Source organism: Phenylobacterium sp., assembly GCF_030698145.1.
GTDB lineage: Bacteria > Pseudomonadota > Alphaproteobacteria > Caulobacterales > Caulobacteraceae > Phenylobacterium.
The window spans coordinates 26,273-42,980 of sequence record NZ_JAUYNW010000146.1 but is presented as its reverse complement, the minus strand read 5'-3'; the positions used below and the strand labels follow the sequence as shown (position 1 = coordinate 42,980).

Annotated in this window: 17 protein-coding genes; 16 read left to right on the top strand and 1 reads right to left on the bottom strand. The window is 67.5% G+C overall.

Annotated features, from left to right (window positions below):
- The 12 genes from Q8Q77_RS20265 to Q8Q77_RS20215 form a co-directional block, all read left to right on the top strand.
- Positions 1-1,093, top strand: a 1,093-nt coding sequence (locus Q8Q77_RS20265) for an NADH-quinone oxidoreductase subunit M (RefSeq protein WP_305585864.1), incomplete at its 5' end; no start/stop codon positions are given.
- A gap of 16 nt (positions 1,094-1,109) precedes the next feature.
- Positions 1,110-2,549: an NADH-quinone oxidoreductase subunit NuoN gene (gene nuoN, locus Q8Q77_RS20260; RefSeq protein ID WP_305585863.1), complete on the top strand. Its 1,440-nt coding sequence runs from the start codon at positions 1,110-1,112 to the stop codon at positions 2,547-2,549.
- Entirely contained in the window at positions 2,550-3,290 is a 741-nt protein-coding gene (locus tag Q8Q77_RS20255) for a biotin--[acetyl-CoA-carboxylase] ligase (protein WP_305585861.1), read from the top strand.
- A 3-nt stretch (positions 3,291-3,293) separates the two neighbouring features.
- Complete coding sequence (locus Q8Q77_RS20250; protein ID WP_305585860.1) at positions 3,294-4,070, top strand: type III pantothenate kinase; 777 nt, start codon at positions 3,294-3,296, stop codon at positions 4,068-4,070.
- Positions 4,070-5,752, top strand: coding sequence for a ribonuclease J (locus Q8Q77_RS20245; protein ID WP_305585859.1), 1,683 nt, complete (start codon positions 4,070-4,072; stop codon positions 5,750-5,752). The genes Q8Q77_RS20250 and Q8Q77_RS20245 overlap by 1 nt, the downstream gene beginning before the upstream one ends.
- A gap of 87 nt (positions 5,753-5,839) precedes the next feature.
- A complete protein-coding gene (gene mce, locus Q8Q77_RS20240; protein ID WP_305585857.1) occupies positions 5,840-6,262 on the top strand; it encodes a methylmalonyl-CoA epimerase in 423 nt (140 codons plus the stop codon).
- The gene (locus Q8Q77_RS20235) at positions 6,262-6,525 is read left to right on the top strand and encodes a DUF1467 family protein (protein ID WP_305585855.1); all 264 of its coding nucleotides are present in this window, start codon (positions 6,262-6,264) and stop codon (positions 6,523-6,525) included. Before mce ends, Q8Q77_RS20235 begins: the two co-directional genes overlap by 1 nt.
- A gap of 298 nt (positions 6,526-6,823) precedes the next feature.
- Complete coding sequence (locus tag Q8Q77_RS20230) at positions 6,824-8,110, top strand: lipoprotein-releasing ABC transporter permease subunit (protein ID WP_371130491.1); 1,287 nt, start codon at positions 6,824-6,826, stop codon at positions 8,108-8,110.
- Positions 8,103-8,792: an ABC transporter ATP-binding protein gene (locus Q8Q77_RS20225; RefSeq protein ID WP_305585851.1), complete on the top strand. Its 690-nt coding sequence runs from the start codon at positions 8,103-8,105 to the stop codon at positions 8,790-8,792. The genes Q8Q77_RS20230 and Q8Q77_RS20225 overlap by 8 nt, the downstream gene beginning before the upstream one ends.
- A 102-nt stretch (positions 8,793-8,894) precedes the next feature.
- A complete protein-coding gene (sidA, locus tag Q8Q77_RS20805) occupies positions 8,895-8,984 on the top strand; it encodes a cell division inhibitor SidA (protein ID WP_082531887.1) in 90 nt (29 codons plus the stop codon).
- Positions 8,985-9,001: 17 nt separating this feature from the next.
- Entirely contained in the window at positions 9,002-12,439 is a 3,438-nt protein-coding gene (gene dnaE, locus Q8Q77_RS20220) for a DNA polymerase III subunit alpha (RefSeq protein WP_305585849.1), read from the top strand.
- A gap of 4 nt (positions 12,440-12,443) precedes the next feature.
- Complete coding sequence (locus Q8Q77_RS20215) at positions 12,444-12,812, top strand: VOC family protein (protein WP_305585847.1); 369 nt, start codon at positions 12,444-12,446, stop codon at positions 12,810-12,812.
- A gap of 13 nt (positions 12,813-12,825) precedes the next feature.
- On the opposite strand, the gene Q8Q77_RS20210 is transcribed toward Q8Q77_RS20215, so the two are convergent.
- A complete protein-coding gene (locus tag Q8Q77_RS20210) occupies positions 12,826-13,131 on the bottom strand; it encodes a hypothetical protein (protein WP_305585845.1) in 306 nt (101 codons plus the stop codon).
- 232 nt (positions 13,132-13,363) lie between these two features.
- Here Q8Q77_RS20210 and rpsB point away from each other — a divergent pair, with 232 nt between their 5' ends.
- The 4 genes from rpsB to frr all read left to right on the top strand — a co-directional run bounded on the left by rpsB (position 13,364) and on the right by frr (position 16,703).
- Positions 13,364-14,248, top strand: coding sequence for a 30S ribosomal protein S2 (rpsB, locus tag Q8Q77_RS20205; RefSeq protein WP_305585843.1), 885 nt, complete (start codon positions 13,364-13,366; stop codon positions 14,246-14,248).
- Between the two features lie 96 nt (positions 14,249-14,344).
- Positions 14,345-15,280: a translation elongation factor Ts gene (gene tsf, locus Q8Q77_RS20200; protein ID WP_305585841.1), complete on the top strand. Its 936-nt coding sequence runs from the start codon at positions 14,345-14,347 to the stop codon at positions 15,278-15,280.
- A gap of 98 nt (positions 15,281-15,378) precedes the next feature.
- Positions 15,379-16,098 (top strand): UMP kinase, encoded by a 720-nt coding sequence (pyrH, locus tag Q8Q77_RS20195; protein WP_371130490.1) that lies wholly within the window; start codon positions 15,379-15,381, stop codon positions 16,096-16,098.
- A gap of 38 nt (positions 16,099-16,136) precedes the next feature.
- Entirely contained in the window at positions 16,137-16,703 is a 567-nt protein-coding gene (gene frr, locus Q8Q77_RS20190) for a ribosome recycling factor (RefSeq protein ID WP_305585837.1), read from the top strand.
- Positions 16,704-16,708: the final 5 nt, after the last annotated feature.

The following is a 16,708-nucleotide window of genomic DNA, read 5'->3' as shown; positions in this document are numbered from 1 at the left end:
CTGCGCCCTGGACCTGGTGCTGTTCTACGCCTTCTTCGAGTTCGGCCTGGTGCCGATGTTCCTGATCATCGGCATCTGGGGCGGCAAGAACCGGGTCTACGCGGCCTACAAGTTCTTCCTCTACACCCTGCTGGGCTCGGTGCTGATGCTGGCCGCCATCCTGGCCATGATTGGCGTCGCGGGCACCTCCTCGATCCCCGAGCTGATGGTCTACAAGTTCGCCCCCGAACTGCAGACCTGGCTGTGGCTGGCCTTCTTCGCCTCCTTCGCGGTGAAGATGCCCATGTGGCCGGTCCATACCTGGCTGCCCGACGCCCACGTCGAGGCGCCCACGGCGGGCTCTGTCATCCTGGCCGGCATCCTCTTGAAGATGGGGGGCTACGGCTTCCTGCGCTTCTCGCTGCCGATGTTCCCTCAGGCCTCGGACTATTTCGCCCCGCTGGTCTTCGCGCTCAGCGTCATCGCCGTCGTCTACACCTCGCTGGTCGCCTTCCGGCAGACCGACATCAAGAAGCTGATCGCCTATTCGTCGGTGGCCCACATGGGCTTCGTGACCATGGGTATCTTCGCGGGCAATGCGATCGGCATCCAGGGCGCGATCTTCCAGATGCTGAGCCACGGGGTGATCTCGGGCGCGCTCTTCCTCTGCGTCGGCGTGGTCTATGACCGCATGCACACCCGCGAAATCGCCTTCTACGGCGGGCTGGTGAACCGCATGCCCTGGTACGCGGCGACCTTCATGCTGTTCACCATGGGCAATGTCGGGCTGCCGGGCACCTCGGGCTTCATCGGCGAGATCACCACCATGGTGGGGGTCTACCAGGTCTCCACCTGGACGGCGGTCGTGGCCGCCACCGGGGTGATCTTCTCGGCGGTCTATGCGCTCAGCCTCTATCGGCGGGTCATCTTCGGCGAGATCACCAGCCCGGCGCTCGCCGACATCACCGACCTCGACTGGCGCGAGGTGGCGATCTTCGCGCCGCTGATCGCCTCGACCCTGTACCTCGGCGTCTATCCGGCCGCCGTCCTCGATCTGACCCAAGCCTCGGCTGACAACCTCGCCGCGATCTATCGCGCGGCCATCGGCGGGTGAGGGACCCCTTAGAGCCATGACCTTCTCGACCGACCTCGCCCTGGCCCTGCCGGAACTGATCCTCGCCGCCGCCGCCCTGCTGCTGCTGGTCGTCGGCGCCTACTCGCCGCGCTCCACCGGCCTCCTGATGCTCGCCTCGATCGGGGCGCTCGCCGCCGCCGCCTGGGCCGCCGCCGTGGGCCCGATCGGCCGCGGCTTCTCCGGCGGCATGGTGGCCGACCAGGCCTCGGCCTTCGCCAAGGTGGCCATCTACGCCGCCAGCGCCATCGCCCTGCCGCTGGGCCAGAAGTGGTTCGAGCGCCAGTCCGTGCGTAATTTCGAGTTCCCGATCCTTATCCTCCTGGCCGCGCTCGGCATGGGAATGATGGCGTCCTCGGGCGACCTGATCTCGCTCTATATGGGCGTGGAGCTGCAGTCCCTGGCGCTCTACGTCCTGGCCGCCATGCACCGCGACAACGCCAAGGCCTCGGAAGCGGGCCTGAAGTACTTCGTGCTGGGCGCCCTGTCGTCGGGTCTGCTGCTGTACGGCGCCTCGCTGATCTACGGCTTCGCGGGCTCCACCAAGTTCGACGACATCGCCGTGGCGGTGAGTTCGGGCGCCAACACCGGGGTGCTGTTCGGCCTGATCTTCCTGATCTGCGGGCTGGCCTTCAAGGTCTCCGCCGCCCCGTTCCACATGTGGACGCCCGATGTCTATGAGGGCGCGCCGACCCCGGTCGTGGCCTTCTTCGCCGCCGCGCCGAAGTTGGCGGCCATGGTGCTGTTCGCCCGGGTCCTCACCGAGGGCTTCGCCGGCGCCGTGGAGCAATGGCGCCAAGTCCTGGTGGTCATCGCCCTGTTCTCGATCTTCGTGGGCGCCTTTGCAGGCCTGGCCCAGTCCAACCTGAAGCGGCTCTGGGCCTATTCCTCTATCGCCAATGTCGGCTACGCGATCCTTGGTCTCGCCGCGGGCAACGCCGAGGGTGTGCAGGCCATGCTGGTGTTCATGGTGCTCTACATGGTCGACGTGACGGGCTTCTTCGCCTGCCTCACCGCGCTCAATCGCGCTGGGGTGGCCATGGAGTCCATCGAGGACATGGCCGGCCTGTTCAAGCAGCGGCCCGGCATCGCACTGGCCATGACCGCCTTCTCGCTGTCGGCGCTGGGCCTGCCGCCGTTCTCCGGCTTCTGGGCGAAGTTCTACGTCTTCAAGGCGGCCATCGGCGTACAGGATTCGATGATCCAGATCGCCGCGGTGCTGGGCCTCGTCGGCAGCGTGGTGGCGGCCTTCTATTATCTGCGCCTGATCAAGACCATGTGGTTCGACACCGCCCCCAGCCAGACCGACGCCATCCCGGGCGAGGCCCGCGCTATCGCCTATGGCGCGGCGCTGTTCAGCTTCCCCCTAGTGCTGGGCGCGCTCATCTTCCTGGACCCGCTGGCCCATGCGGCCGCCGCGGCCTTCGGCCTGAGCTAGGTGGCGGCTCACCCGCCGATCGAAGCCTACGACGAACTCGATTCCACCAACGCCGAGGCGCGCCGCCGCGCCGAGGCCGGCGAGGTCGGCCCGGTCTGGATCACCGCTCTGGTCCAGACGGCGGGGCGCGGCCGCCGCGGCCGGTCCTGGCAGACCGTGAGCGGCAACTTGGCCGCCACCCTGCTGCTCACGACCGACAAGCCGGCCGGCGAGGCCGCGCAGGTCTCGTTCGTCGCCGCGCTCGCCGCCGCCGATCTGGCCGAAACCTGCCTGGGCGCCGGCGCGGCCCGGCTGAAATGGCCCAATGACGTCCTCGTCCACGGCCACAAGGCGGTCGGCATACTGGTGGAATCAGGAACCCGTCCCGACGGGGTCCTATGGCTGGCGGTCGGGATCGGGATCAACCTGGCCCACGCCCCACAGGACGTGGAACGCCCGGCCACGGCGTTCGCCGACCACATGATCGCCCCGCCACCCGCGCCGCTGGACGCGCTGGAGGTGCTCGCCACGCGGTTCGAGCACTGGCGTGGCGCCTGGGCGCGAGACGGCTTCGCGCCCATCGCCAAGGGCTGGACCGCTCACGCCCACGGTCTGGGCGAACCCTGCGAGGCCCGGCTGCCGAACCAGACGATCAAGGGGATTGCCCTGGGGCTGGATTCCGACGGCGCGCTGCGTCTGAAGCTGGACGACGGCGCGATCTTGCGCATAACCGCCGGCGACGTCTTTTTCGGAGGGGGCTGACCCATGCTGCTGGCCATTGAGCAGGGCAACACCAACACGCTGTTCGCCGTCCATGACGGTGAGACCTGGATCGCCCAGTGGCGCGCGGCCACCGACCCCAGCCGCACGGCTGACGAATACGCCGTCTGGCTGTCGCAGCTGCTCAACATGGCGGGGCTGCAGTTCGGGGTGCTGGACGCGGCGATCATCTCCAGCGTCGTGCCGCAGTCGATCTTCAACCTGCGCAACCTGGCTCGCCGCTATCTGCACGTCGAACCCCTGGTGATCGGCGAGAACGCCGAGCTCGGCATCGAGGTGCGGATCCACAAGCCGTCAGAGGCCGGCGCCGACCGCCTGGTGAACGCCATCGGTGCGCACATCGTCTATCCCGGCGACCTGATCGTGATCGACTCCGGAACCGCGACGACCTTGGACGTGGTGGAGGCCGACGGCGGCCTGGAGGGCTGCGCCATCGCGCCGGGGATCAACCTCTCCATGGAAGCGTTGCATACGGCGGCGGCCAAACTGCCGCGCATCGCGATCCAGCGGCCGGGCCACGTGATCGGCAAGGACACGGTGGAATCCATGCAGGCGGGCGTCTTTTGGGGCTACATCGCCCTGATCGAGGGCCTCGTGGCTCGGATCAAAGCCGAGTGGGGCAAGCCGATGACGGTGATTGGGACCGGCGGCGTGGCCTCACTGTTCCACGGGGCGACGAGCGCCATCGACCACTTCGACCCGGATCTGACCATCCGGGGCCTTCTTGAAATTCACCGCCGGAACACGGCGGCAAGGACGTAATGACCAAAGTAAAACCGACCGACGAACTCGTCTTCCTGCCGCTCGGCGGCTCGAACGAGATCGGCATGAACTTCAATCTGTACGGCTACGGCCCGCCCCATGCGCGCAAGTGGATCGTGGTCGATCTGGGGGTCACCTTCGGCGACCAGACCACGCCGGGGGTGGAGATCATCCTCCCCGACCCCGAATTCATCGAGAAGCACGCCAAGGACATCCTGGGCATCGTGCTGACCCACGCCCACGAGGACCACATCGGCGCCGTGGCCTGGCTGTGGCCGCGCCTGCGCGCGCCGCTCTACGCCACGCCCTTCACCGCCTTCCTGCTGCGCGAGAAGCTGCGCGAGAACGAGGACGCCGCCGACGCCGAGATCACCGAGGTGCCGCTGGGCGGGACCATCAAGCTCGGTCCCTTCGAGATCGACCTGATCACGCTCACCCACTCGATCCCCGAGCCCAACGGCCTGGCGATCCGCACGCCGCTGGGCACCATCCTGCACACTGGCGACTGGAAGATCGATCCGGACCCGGTGCTGGGCTCGGTCACCGATGAGGGGGCCATCCGCAAGCTGGGCGACGAGGGCGTCCTGGCCATGGTCTGCGACTCCACCAACGTCTTCGTCGACGGCGAGGCGGGGTCGGAGGCGGATGTCCGCGACGCCATGGCCAAGCTGGTCGCCGGCCTGTCGGGCAAGGTGGCCGTGGCCTGCTTCGCCTCCAATGTGGCGCGAATGGACTCGATCATCCGGGCCGCCGAGGCCAACGGGCGCCGCGTCTGCCTGGTGGGCCGCTCGATGCACCGCATGGCCGCGGCGGCCAAATCGGTCGGCCTGTTCTCCGACATCAAGGAGTTCCTGACCGACGGCGAGGCCAGGCACTTCCCCGACGACAAGATCCTCTATCTCTGCACCGGCAGCCAGGGCGAGCCCCGCGCGGCCCTGTCGCGCATCGCCGACGGCACCCACCAGCACGTCAAGCTCGGGGCGGGCGACGCCTGCGTCTTCTCCTCGCGAGTCATCCCCGGCAACGAAGTGCCGATCCGCAACCTGCAGAACCGCCTCGCCGACCGTGGGGTGCGCCTCTACACCGAGCGCGACCATCCCGGCATCCACGTCTCCGGCCACCCCTGCCGCGACGAGCTGGCCCGCATGTACGCCTGGGCCCGGCCGGAGATCGCCGTGCCCACCCACGGCGAGCGCCGCCACCTGCTCGAGCACGCCGCCTTCGCCAAGGACCTGCAGATCAAGCAGACCGTGGCCCCGCGCAACGGCGACATGGTCCGCCTGGCTCCCGGCCGCGCCGAGATCATCGACGAGGTCCCGTCGGGCCGCATCTATGTGGACGCCGGGTTCTTGACGCCCGAGAACGGCGACGCCCTGCGCGAGCGCCGCCACGCGGCCTATAACGGCGTGCTGGCGGTGTCCGTGGTGCTGGATGGTCGAGGCAAGATCGTCTCGGGCCCACGGGTCAAGGCCCTGGGTCTCCCGGCCGACGAAGACTATCCGATGGACGAGGTCCTCGACGACCTGGCCGAGGACGCCGAACAGGCCTTCGGCAAGCTCAAAGGCGACCAGCGCGAGATCGACGCCGAGGTCGAGATGGCGCTTTCCCGCGCGGTGAAGAAGGCCAGCCAGCGCATCTGGGGCAAGCGCCCCGTGGTGGAGACCACGGTGCTGCGGGTGTGACCCCGCTGGTCATCCCCCGGACGACGAGCTAGGCATGTAACGTGACGTGATCTCGCGCCCCGCCGCTGACAGGTCTATAGGGACGCCATGATCGGAAGACTGAACCACGTCGGGGTCGCGACCCCCTCCATCGCCGAGTCCGTCGCCATGTACCGCGACATGCTGGGCGCCACCCAGGTCAGCGAGACCAAAATCCTGGAAGAGCAGGGGGTCTATGTCTGTTTCGTCGACCTGCCCAACAGCCAGATCGAGCTGATCGAGCCCTATGGCGAGACCTCGCCGATCCACGCCTTCCTGGCCAAGAATCCCAAGGGCGGGCAGCACCACGTCTGTTTCGAGGTGCCCGACATCATCGTCGCCCGCGACGACATGCAGGCCAAGGGCGCCACGGTGCTCAACGACGGCAAGCCGCGGATCGGGGCGCACGGCGTGCCGGTGATCTTCGTACATCCCAAGAACATGGGTGGCGTGCTGGTCGAACTGATGGAAACCCCCAAGGGCGCGCACTGATGGGCATCGCCACCGGCATCGCCATCTTCCTGACCATCTGGTGGACGGTGCTGTTCGCCATCCTGCCGCTGGGCACGGTCAGCCACGCCGAGGCCGGGATCGACAAGGGCGATGGCGGCGATCCGGGCGCGCCGGTCGACCCAAAGCTCAAGAAGAAGTTCTTCACCACCACCTGGATCGCCGCGGTGCTGTGGCTGGTGCTGTTCCTGGTGCTGAAGTTCCAACTGGTCAGCCTGCCCAGCATGCCGGGACACTGGAGCTGACCGGCGCCTAAGGGCGCGGCGAAGACATGTAACTGTTACGTCTTCCGCCCAGTTTTTGAGCGATTTTCGCAAAGGTGATCCTGGAGCCGCCTCGGCCGGCCTCGGGCGCGGCCATCCCCGCTATCCCTGGTGACAGACAGAGCGGCTCTTCGGAACTGCTGTGGCGTTTTCCCCGATAACTGAAGGCCGTCCACCTCCCTGGGCGGCCTTCTTTTCGTGGCATTCATTGCCTAGCTGGCGAACCAATGGCTAACAGGGCCGTTGAACGAGCTCGACGGGGCGATTCCGACATATGAGCATGACCGCCAGCACCAACGGCCGCGCGCCGCCCTTCGGCCAGTGGGAGCGCGCCGTGGCGACGCGCTACCTGCGCGCCAAGCGCAGCCAGGGCGGGGTGGCGCTGATCTCGATCATCTCCTTCGTTGGCATCATGCTGGCCGTGGCGGTCCTGATCATCGTCATGAGCGTGATGAACGGGTTCCGCACCGAGCTGCTCTCGCGGATCCTCGGCTTCTCGGGTCACCTCTACGTTTCCGGCGGCGTGCTGAACTCGCCTGACCGCGACGCCATGGTCCGCCGCATCGCCGACCTGCCCGGCGTGATCCAGGTGACCCCCGTGGTCGAGGCCCAGGCCATGGCCCTCGGCAACGGTCAGATCAGCGGCGCCATCGTGCGCGGCATCACGGCCAGGGACCTCAAGGCCACCAAACTCGTCTCCGAGAACATCACCCGCGGCACGATGGCGGGCTTCGGGGAGGGTGAATACGGCGGCGACCTGATCCTGGTCGGCGACCGTCTGGCCCAGACCCTGGGCGTGCAGCCGGGCGACGCGCTCAGCCTGGTCTCGCCCACCGGCGGGGCGACGGCCTTCGGCGGCACGCCGCTGCGCAAGACCTACACCGTGGCGGGCACCTTCACCGTGGGCATGAGCGAGTACGATCAGGCCTTCATCTACATGCCCCTGGAACAGGCCCAGCTGTTCTTCGGCCGCGAGACCGGTCTCGACTATGTCGAGATCAAGCTGCAGGACCCCGACGAAGCCGTCGCCATGAAGCCCGCACTGGCCAAGGCGGCTGGACCCGCGGCCCTGCTGACCGACTGGACCGAGAAGAACGCTTCCTATTGGGGGGCGCTCAAGGTCGAACGCAATGTCATGCGGCTGATCCTGATGATGCTGGTGGCCATCGCGGCCATGAACATCATCTCGGGCCTGGTCATGCTGGTGAAGAACAAGGGCCGCGACATCGCCATCCTGCGCACCATGGGGGCGGGGCAGGGGTCGATCCTGCGCATCTTCTTCATGGCCGGCGCGGCCGTGGGCGTGCTGGGCACCCTGGCCGGCCTGCTGATCGGCTCGCTGTTCTGCATCTTCATCGGCGAGATCCAACAGGCCGTGGAATGGATCACCGGCGCCCAGGTGTTCTCCTCCGACATCTATTTCCTCAGCCGCATCCCGGCCAAGATCGACTGGCGGGAGGTCGGCGTGATCACCTTCTGGGCCCTGGCCATGTCGTTCCTGGCCACCTTGCCGCCGGCTTGGCGGGCGTCGCGTCTCGATCCGGTGGAGGCGCTTCGCTATGAGTGATCCCGTCCTCTCCATCCGCGGCCTGCGTCGCACCTACAAGAGCGGCGACCGCACGCTGACCGTGCTCGACGGCGCCGACCTGGACGTGAAGCCCGGCGAGATCGTCGGCCTGATCGGGCCGTCGGGGTCGGGCAAGTCGTCCCTGCTCCACGCCGCGGGCCTGCTGGAGCATCCCGACGCCGGCGAGATCCACATCGAGGGCCGCGACTGTTCCGACCTCAGCGACCGCCAGCGCACCCGCGTGCGGCTGGCCGCCATCGGCTTCGTCTATCAGGCCCACCATCTGCTGGCCGAGTTCACCGCCCTGGACAATGTCGCCCTGCCGCAGATGATCGCCGGCCGATCGCGCAAGGCCGCGCGTGCGCGGGCCCTGGAGCTGCTGACCGGCCTGGGCCTCGGCGAGCGGGTCGACCATCAGCCGGCCCAGATGTCCGGCGGCGAGCAGCAGCGGGTGGCCATCGCCCGTGCGCTCGCCAACGCGCCGCGCCTGCTGCTGGCCGACGAACCCACCGGCAACCTCGACCCCGCCACCTCCGCGGCGGTGTTCGAGAGCCTCTACGAGCTGGCGCGCAAGACCGGGGTCGCGGCCCTAGTGGCCACCCACAATCTGGAACTGGCCCGCCACATGGACCGCGTGGTCGCGCTGAAGGACGGCCGGCTCGAGGAACAGGTGCGGGGATGAACGGAAGTGGGGGTAGAGCCCCATCCAACTTAGGCTCTTGACGGATGAGAACAAAGCAAGAATAAGAACATTCACAGAACATCCACAGCAGGGGCGTCGCACATGGTTCGTTTGGCTCGGGAATCACTGGCCTTTGTGTCGGTGGCGGGGTTTGTCTGGATGATGTGCGCCGTGGCCCAACTGGCGGCCTAGCAGACGGAGGTTTCTGGGTGAGCGACGCGGTGAACGAGGGCTTCGTCCACCTGCGGGTCCGCTCGGCCTATTCGTTGCTGGAAGGCGCGATCAAGGCCGAGAAGATCGGCGAGCTCGCCGCCAAGGCCGAGATGCCGGCCGTGGCCCTGACCGACCGGGCCAACCTGTTCGGGGCGCTGGAGTTCTCCGTCATCACCAAGGAGACGGGCGTCCAGCCGATCGTCGGCTGCACCCTGCCGGTGACCGGGATCGGCGGCGGCCAGACCGACCGCTGGTCGAAGGTCCCCACCATCCTGCTGCTCGCCCAGAGCGAGCGGGGCTATCTCAATCTCAGCGAGCTGTCCTCAGCCGCCTATTTGCAGGCCGACGGGACCGAGGACGTCTCGGTGTCCTGGGAGATGGTCGCGCGCCACGCGGAGGGCCTGATCCTGCTCTCGGGCGGCGTCGACGGTCCGGTCGATCCGCTGTTCGCCCAGGGCAAGGCCCCCGAGGGCAAGGCGGCCCTCGCCGAGATGGCGAGGGTCTTCGGCGACCGGTTCTATGTGGAGCTCCAGCGTCACGGCATGGCGGCTCAGGCCGCGGCGGAGCCCGAACTGGTGGCCTTCGCCTATGAAAACGACGTGCCGCTGGTCGCCACCAACGACGTCTATTTCGCCAAGCAGGAGATGTACGCCGCCCACGAGGCGCTGCTGTGCATCGCCGACGGCGCCTTCATCAGCCAGGAAGAACGCAGGCGGGTCACGCCCGAGCACTATTTCAAGACCGTCGAGACCATGCGGGCCCTGTTCGCCGACCTGCCGGAGGCTTGCGACAACACCCTCGACATCGCCCGGCGCTGCGCCTTCATGGTCAAGAAGCGCGACCCGATCCTGCCGCGGTTCCCCACGGTGGGCGGGCGCACCGAGGCCGAGGAACTGGCCGAACAGGCCCGCGAGGGGCTGCGCAAACGCCTGGTCGGCCACAAGCTGTCGCAGGACGAGGACGTCTACTGGCAGCGGCTGGAGCGCGAGATCGGCGTCATCCAGTCCATGGGCTTCTCGGGCTACTTCCTGATCGTCTCGGACTTCATGAAATGGGCCGTGGCCCAGGGCATTCCCGTGGGGCCGGGGCGGGGGTCCGGCGCCGGTTCGCTGGTGGCCTGGTCGTTGCTGATCACCGGCCTGGACCCGATCCGCTACGGGCTGATCTTCGAACGGTTCCTGAACCCCGAGCGGGTCTCCATGCCCGACTTCGACATCGACTTCTGCCAGGAGCGGCGCGAAGAGGTGATCGGCTATGTGCAGCAGCACTATGGCCGCGACCGGGTCGCCCAGATCATCACCTTCGGCACCCTGCAGGCCCGCGCCGTGCTGCGCGATGTCGGCCGGGTGCTGCAGCTTCCGCTTGGCCAGGTGGACCGGCTGGCCAAGATGGTGCCGGCCAACCCCGCCAATCCGGTGACGCTCGCCAAGGCCATCGAGATCGAGCCGCGCCTGCAGCAGGCCAAGGAGGACGACGAGGCCGTCGCCCAGCTTCTCGATGTGGCCCTGCAGCTCGAAGGCCTCTACCGCAACGCCTCGACCCACGCCGCCGGCGTGGTGATCGCCGACCGCCCGCTGACCGAGCTGTCCCCGCTCTACCGCGATCCGAGGTCGGAGTTCCCCGCCACCCAGTTCAACATGAAGTGGGTCGAGAGCGCGGGCCTGGTGAAGTTCGACTTCCTGGGCCTGAAGACGCTGACCGTGATCGACCGGGCCATGAAGCACCTGGCCAAGCGCGGCGCGGACTTCCCCCTCGAGCAACTGCCGCTGGACGACGCCAAGTCCTACGAGCTGATGGCCTCGGGCCAGACGGTCGGGGTGTTCCAGTTGGAAGGCCAGGGCATGCGCGACACCCTGCGCCAGCTCCGGCCCAATTCGCTGGAAGAGGTCACGGCGCTGATCTCGCTCTATCGGCCCGGCCCGATGGATTCGATCCCGGCCTATGTGGACTGCAAGGCCGGCCGCAAGCCGCTGAACGTCTATCACCCCCTGCTGGAGCCGGTGCTTACCGACACCTACGGGGTGATCGTCTACCAGGAGCAGGTGATGAACATCGCCCGCATCATGGCGGGCTACAGCCTGGGCGAGGCCGATCTCCTGCGGCGCGCGATGGGCAAGAAGAAGAAGGAGGAGATGGACCAGCAGCGGGTCCGTTTCGCCACCGGCGCCGCCGAGCGCGGCGTGCCCAAGGACCTGGCCGAGACTCTGTTCGAGCTGATGGCCAAGTTCTCGGGCTACGGCTTCAACAAGTCGCACGCCGCACCCTACGCCCTGATCGGCTATCAGACCGCCTGGCTGAAGGCCAACACGCCGGCGGAGTTCTTCGCCGCCTCCATGAGCCTCGATATCTCCAACACCGAAAAGCTGGCGGTCTTCTACCAGGACGCCAAGCGCTTCGGGGTGAAGATGCACGCCCCCGACGTGAACCGCTCGGGCGCCGACTTCGAGGTGGAGAACGGCGAGGTGCTCTATGCCCTGGGCGGAATCCGCAATCTGGGTCTGCAGGCCATGGAGCATGTGGTGGCCGTGCGTCGGGAAGGCGGGCCGTTCCGCGACCTGTTCGACTTCGCCGAGCGGGTCGATCCCAAGCAGGTCAACAAGCGCGCCTTCGAGACCATGGCGCGGGCCGGCGCCTTCGACAGCCTGCATCCCAACCGCGCCCAGATCCTGGCCGCCGCCGACGTCCTGTCCGGCCATGGCCAGAGCATGGCCGCCGACCGGGCGTCCTCGCAGGCCTCGCTGTTCGGCGGCGACCAGGTCGAGGCCCAGCGGCCGCGCTTGCCCAAGATGGAGCAGTGGACGCCGGTCCAGCGCCTGGACGAGGAACTGGCGGCGGTCGGCTTCTACCTCTCTGGTCACCCGCTTGACGACATGGTCGAGGCCCTGCGCCGGCGGCGCACGGACCTGCTGGCCGACGTGATCCCCAAGGCCGAGGCTGGGGCCGAAGCCTTCCGCATGGCCGGCGTGGTGCGCCGCAAGCAGGAGCGCGCCTCGCAGTCGTCAGGCGAGAAGTTCGCCTTCGTGACCCTGTCGGACCCGACCGGCGAGTACGAGGTGCTGTTCCCGCCCGAAGCCCTGCGCAAGTGCCGCGACCTGCTGGAACCCGGCAAGGCCGTGGCGATCAAGGTCCGCGCCAAGGCCAAGGACGGCGAGGTGCGGTTCTTCGGCGACGACGCCGAGCCGGTGGACAAGGCCGTGGAGAACGCCGTCGCCGGCCTTCGCGTGCACCTGGCCCCCCGCAGCGCGGAGATCGAGGCGCTGAAGCGGCGCCTGGAGGGCGTGGTCAATCCTCGGGGCGGCGAGATCATCCTGGTGGCCGCGGTCGAAGGGGGCCGCGAGGTGGAGGTGAAGTTGCCCGGACGCTTCACCCTGGATGGGGCCGTGCGCGGAGCGCTGAAGACCTCGCCCGGCGTGGTCTTCGTCGAGGACCTCTAGGCCCGTGCTGGGCCACCTGTCTTTCGGGGTTAAGGACCTGGTCCGCGCCGGAGCCTTCTATGACGAGGTCCTGCGTCCGTTCGGCTGGATCCGGCTGTGGGACGATCCCAAGGGCTTGGGCTATGGCCGGCCGGGGGAGGGCGAGAAGCTCAACCTGTTCCCACATGCCGACGCCCGTCCGCCCGGGCCTGGATTCCATCTGGCCTTCGACGCGCCGGACCGGGCCTCGGTCGACGCGTTCCACGCCGCGGCCCTGGCCGCCGGGGGAACCGACCGCGGTGGACCTGGGCTCCGGCCGGCCTATGGGCCGAGCTACTACGCGGCCTTCGTGACCGATCCTGACGGCCACCGCCTGGAGGCGGTCCACCAATAGGCGGGCGTTGGGTTCAAGGCTTGCCGTACGGACTGATATAGCCCTTGGGCTTGGGCGCGCTGGGATAGGCGTTGACGCCGCCCCGGTTGGAATAGGTCGAGGTCCCCTGATAAGGCCGGAACGGCGCGGCGGCCGGCGCGACGGGTCGAGGAGAATAGGGGTTCGGCGCGGCCGCGGGCGGCGCGCCCAGCCGTGGCGCGGCCGGCGCCCGATAGGCGCCCCAGGTTCCGGGCTTATCCTTCATGGTTCCGCCCGAGGATCCGAAGCCGCCGGCGGCGAGGACCGTCAGGCCCAGACCGAACACTACAATGGGTTTCATGTCGCACTCCAAATCCACCTAAGAGTGCACATCAACAGCCAAGCTTGCAAGGGCTTGTGACCGCTGCGAACCCGGAGAGGCTTGCTTTTCCTGCGCTTTGTCCCTACATCCCCGCCTCATTCCACACGCAGGTGTTTGGCGATGACGGGGAGACATCCCGCCATATCCATTCCGGTCCCCAACTCGGGGGGTTTGCCTGCGGCGGTTAACCGGAAAAAGGACTTAAAAGCGTATGGCGCTTCCTGAATTCTCCATGCGTCAGCTCCTGGAAGCTGGCGCGCACTTCGGTCACCAGACCCACCGCTGGAACCCGAAGATGGACCGCTACATCTTCGGTTCGCGGTCGAACATCCACATCATCGATCTCTCGCAGTCGATCCCGCTGCTGCACCAGGCCCTGGTGAAGGTGCGCGAAGTCGCCGCCTCCGGCGGTCGCGTGCTGTTCGTCGGCACCAAGCGCCAGGCCTCCGAGCCCGTTGCCGTCGCCGCCAAGCGCTCGGCCCAGTACTATGTGAACCACCGTTGGCTGGGCGGCACGCTCACCAACTGGCGCACCGTCTCGGGTTCGATCGCCCGCCTGCGCGAGCTGGAAGGCCTGCTGGAAGGCGACGGCAGCGTCGGCCGCTCCAAGAAGGAACTGCTGCAGATGACCCGCGAGCGGGACAAGCTGGAGCTGTCGCTGGGCGGCATCAAGGACATGGGCGGCATTCCCGACCTGATGTTCGTGATCGACACCAACAAGGAAGCGATCGCGATCCAGGAAGCCCGCAAGCTGAACATCCCGGTCATCGCCATCCTGGACACCAACTGCAATCCGGACGGCATCACCTATCCGATCCCGGGCAACGATGACGCCGCGCGCGCCATCCAGCTCTATTGCGACCTGCTCGCCGACTCGGTGCTCGACGGTCTGGCCGCCGGCCAATCGGCCGCCGGCGTCGACCTGGGCGCCTCGGTGGCCCCGATCGAGCCGACCCTGGCTCGAGAGCTGACTCCGGCCCCGGCGCCTGCCGCGGAACCGCAACCGGAACTGACCATGGCCGAGGCCCCGGCGCCGGAACCGGAGACCACCGCGGCGGAAGCCCCGGCGGCTGACCCGACCGCGACGCAGGAATAGGCCGGTCGAGCGCCAGCGCTCGCCGTCCGACATGAAACGATCACGGCGAGGCCCTATGCGGGCCTCGCCGACCCATTTTAGATACAGGAGCTGACCATGGCGGAAATCACCGCTTTGCTCGTCAAGGACCTGCGCGAGAAGTCCGGCGCGGGCATGATGGACTGCAAGAAGGCGTTGCAGGAGAACGACGGCGACGTCGAAGCCTCGATCGACTGGCTGCGCACCAAGGGCCTCTCGAAGGCCGCCAAGAAGTCCGATCGCGCCGCGGCCGAGGGCCTGGTGGCCGGCAAGCTCAGCGACGACGGCAAGACCGGCGTGCTGGTTGAGCTGAACGCCGAGACGGACTTCGTGTCCAAGAACGACACCTTCCAGACCGCCGCGCGCGACTTCGCGACGGTGGCCCTGGATGTGGAGGGCGTGGACGCCATCGTGGCGGCCAAGACCGCCAAGGGCGAAGTCGTCGGCGACGTGATCACCAACCTGATCGCGACCATCGGCGAGAACATGCGCCTGCGCCGTTCGGCCCGCCTCTCGGTGGCCCAGGGCGCGGTGGCCCTCTACCTGCACAACGCGCAGGGTGACGGCGTCGGCCGCCTCGGCGTGCTGGTGGCTCTCGAGGGCGCCGGCGACCAGGCGGTGCTGAAGGATGTCGGCCGCAAGATCGCCCTGCACGTGGCCGGCACCCCGACCCCGCCGCTGGCGCTCACCGAGGCCGACCTCGATCCCGCCGCCGTCGAGAAGGAAAAGAAGTTCCTTACCGACCAGGCGCTGGAATCGGGCAAGCCGATCGGCGTCGTGGAAAAGATGATCGAGGGCCGGATCCGCAAGTGGCAGGAAGAAGTGGTGCTCCTGAAGCAGCCCTTCGTCATGAACCCGGATCAGACCATCGAGGAACTGCTGGCCGAAACCGCCAAGCAGACCGGTTCGCCGGTCTCGGTGAAGGGCTTCGTGCGCTTCGCCCTCGGTGAAGGCGTGGAAAAGAAGGTCGACGACTTCGCCGCCGAAGTCGCGTCGATGACCGGTCAGGCCTGATCCAAGACTAAAAAGAACCGACGGGGGCGTGGTGCGTTCGACGCGCACCACGCCCTTGGTTTATGTAAGTACCGCCTAAGATTCTCCGGATGCCGCCGATGCCCGAACCCAAGCCCCGCTACAAGAAGATCCTCTTGAAGATGTCGGGCGAGGTCCTGATGGGCGATGCGCTCTTCGGGATCGACACTAAGACCATCGAGGCGGTGGCCGAGGACATCAAGGAAGTGGTCGACGCCGGCGTCGAGCTCTGCCTGGTGGTCGGCGGCGGCAACATCTTCCGCGGCGTCTCGCTGGCGGGAAAGGGCATGGATCGCGCCAGCGCCGACTATATGGGCATGCTGGCCACGGTGATGAACGCCCTGGCCCTGCAAGGCGCTCTGGAGAAGGTCGGGGTCTATACCCGCGTCCAGTCGGCCATCCCGATGGAGGCGGTATGCGAGCCCTACATCCGCCGCCGGGCGCTGCGGCACCTGGAAAAGGGCAGGGTGGTGATCTTCGCCGCCGGCCTGGGCGCCCCGTTCTTCACCACCGACACCCCCGCGGCCCTGCGCACGGCCGAGATGGGGTGCGACGCCTTGTTCAAGGGCACCAGCGTCGACGGCGTCTACACCGCCGACCCCAAGAAGGATCCTAGCGCCCAGCGCTACGAGACGCTCAGCTATCAGGAGGTCCTGGCCAAGGACCTGCGGGTGATGGACGCCTCTGCCATCGCCCTGATGCGCGACAACAACGTACCGATCGTGGTGTTCTCGATCCGCGAACGGGGCAATTTCATGAAGGTCTTGCAGGGGCAGGGCGTCTTCACGACCATCGCCTGAACCACGCGACTCAAACGAGAAGATCGGGAGAAAGCCCCATGGCGACTGCGGAAAAGCCCGTCCTTGCGAGGTACAAGGACCGCATGGACAAGGCGATTCTCGCCCTCAAGGACGAGTTCGCCTCGCTTCGGACCGGCCGCGCCTCGGCCGGCCTGCTCGACCAGGTGATGGTCGACGCCTACGGCTCGACCGTGCCGATCAGCCAGGTGGGCTCGGTGAGCGTGCCCGAGCCACGCTCGATCAGCGTCAGCATCTGGGACAAGGGCCTGGTGGTTTCGGTCGAGAAGGCCATCCGCAATGCGGGTCTGGGCTTCAACCCCGTCGTCGACGGCCAGAACCTGCGCATCCCCATTCCGCCGCTCACCGAGGAGCGCCGCCGGGACCTGGCCAAACTTGCGGGCAAGTACGCCGAACAGCAGAAGGTGGCCATCCGCAACGTGCGCCGCGACGCCAACGACGACCTGAAGAAGGCGGAGAAGGACAGCGCCATCAACCAGGACGAACATCGCAAGATGGAGGCCGAGGTCCAGAAGTTCACCGACGAGGCGGTGAAGCGGGTGGACGAAGCCTTGAAAACCAAAGAACAAGAGATCATGCAGGTTTGATCGTC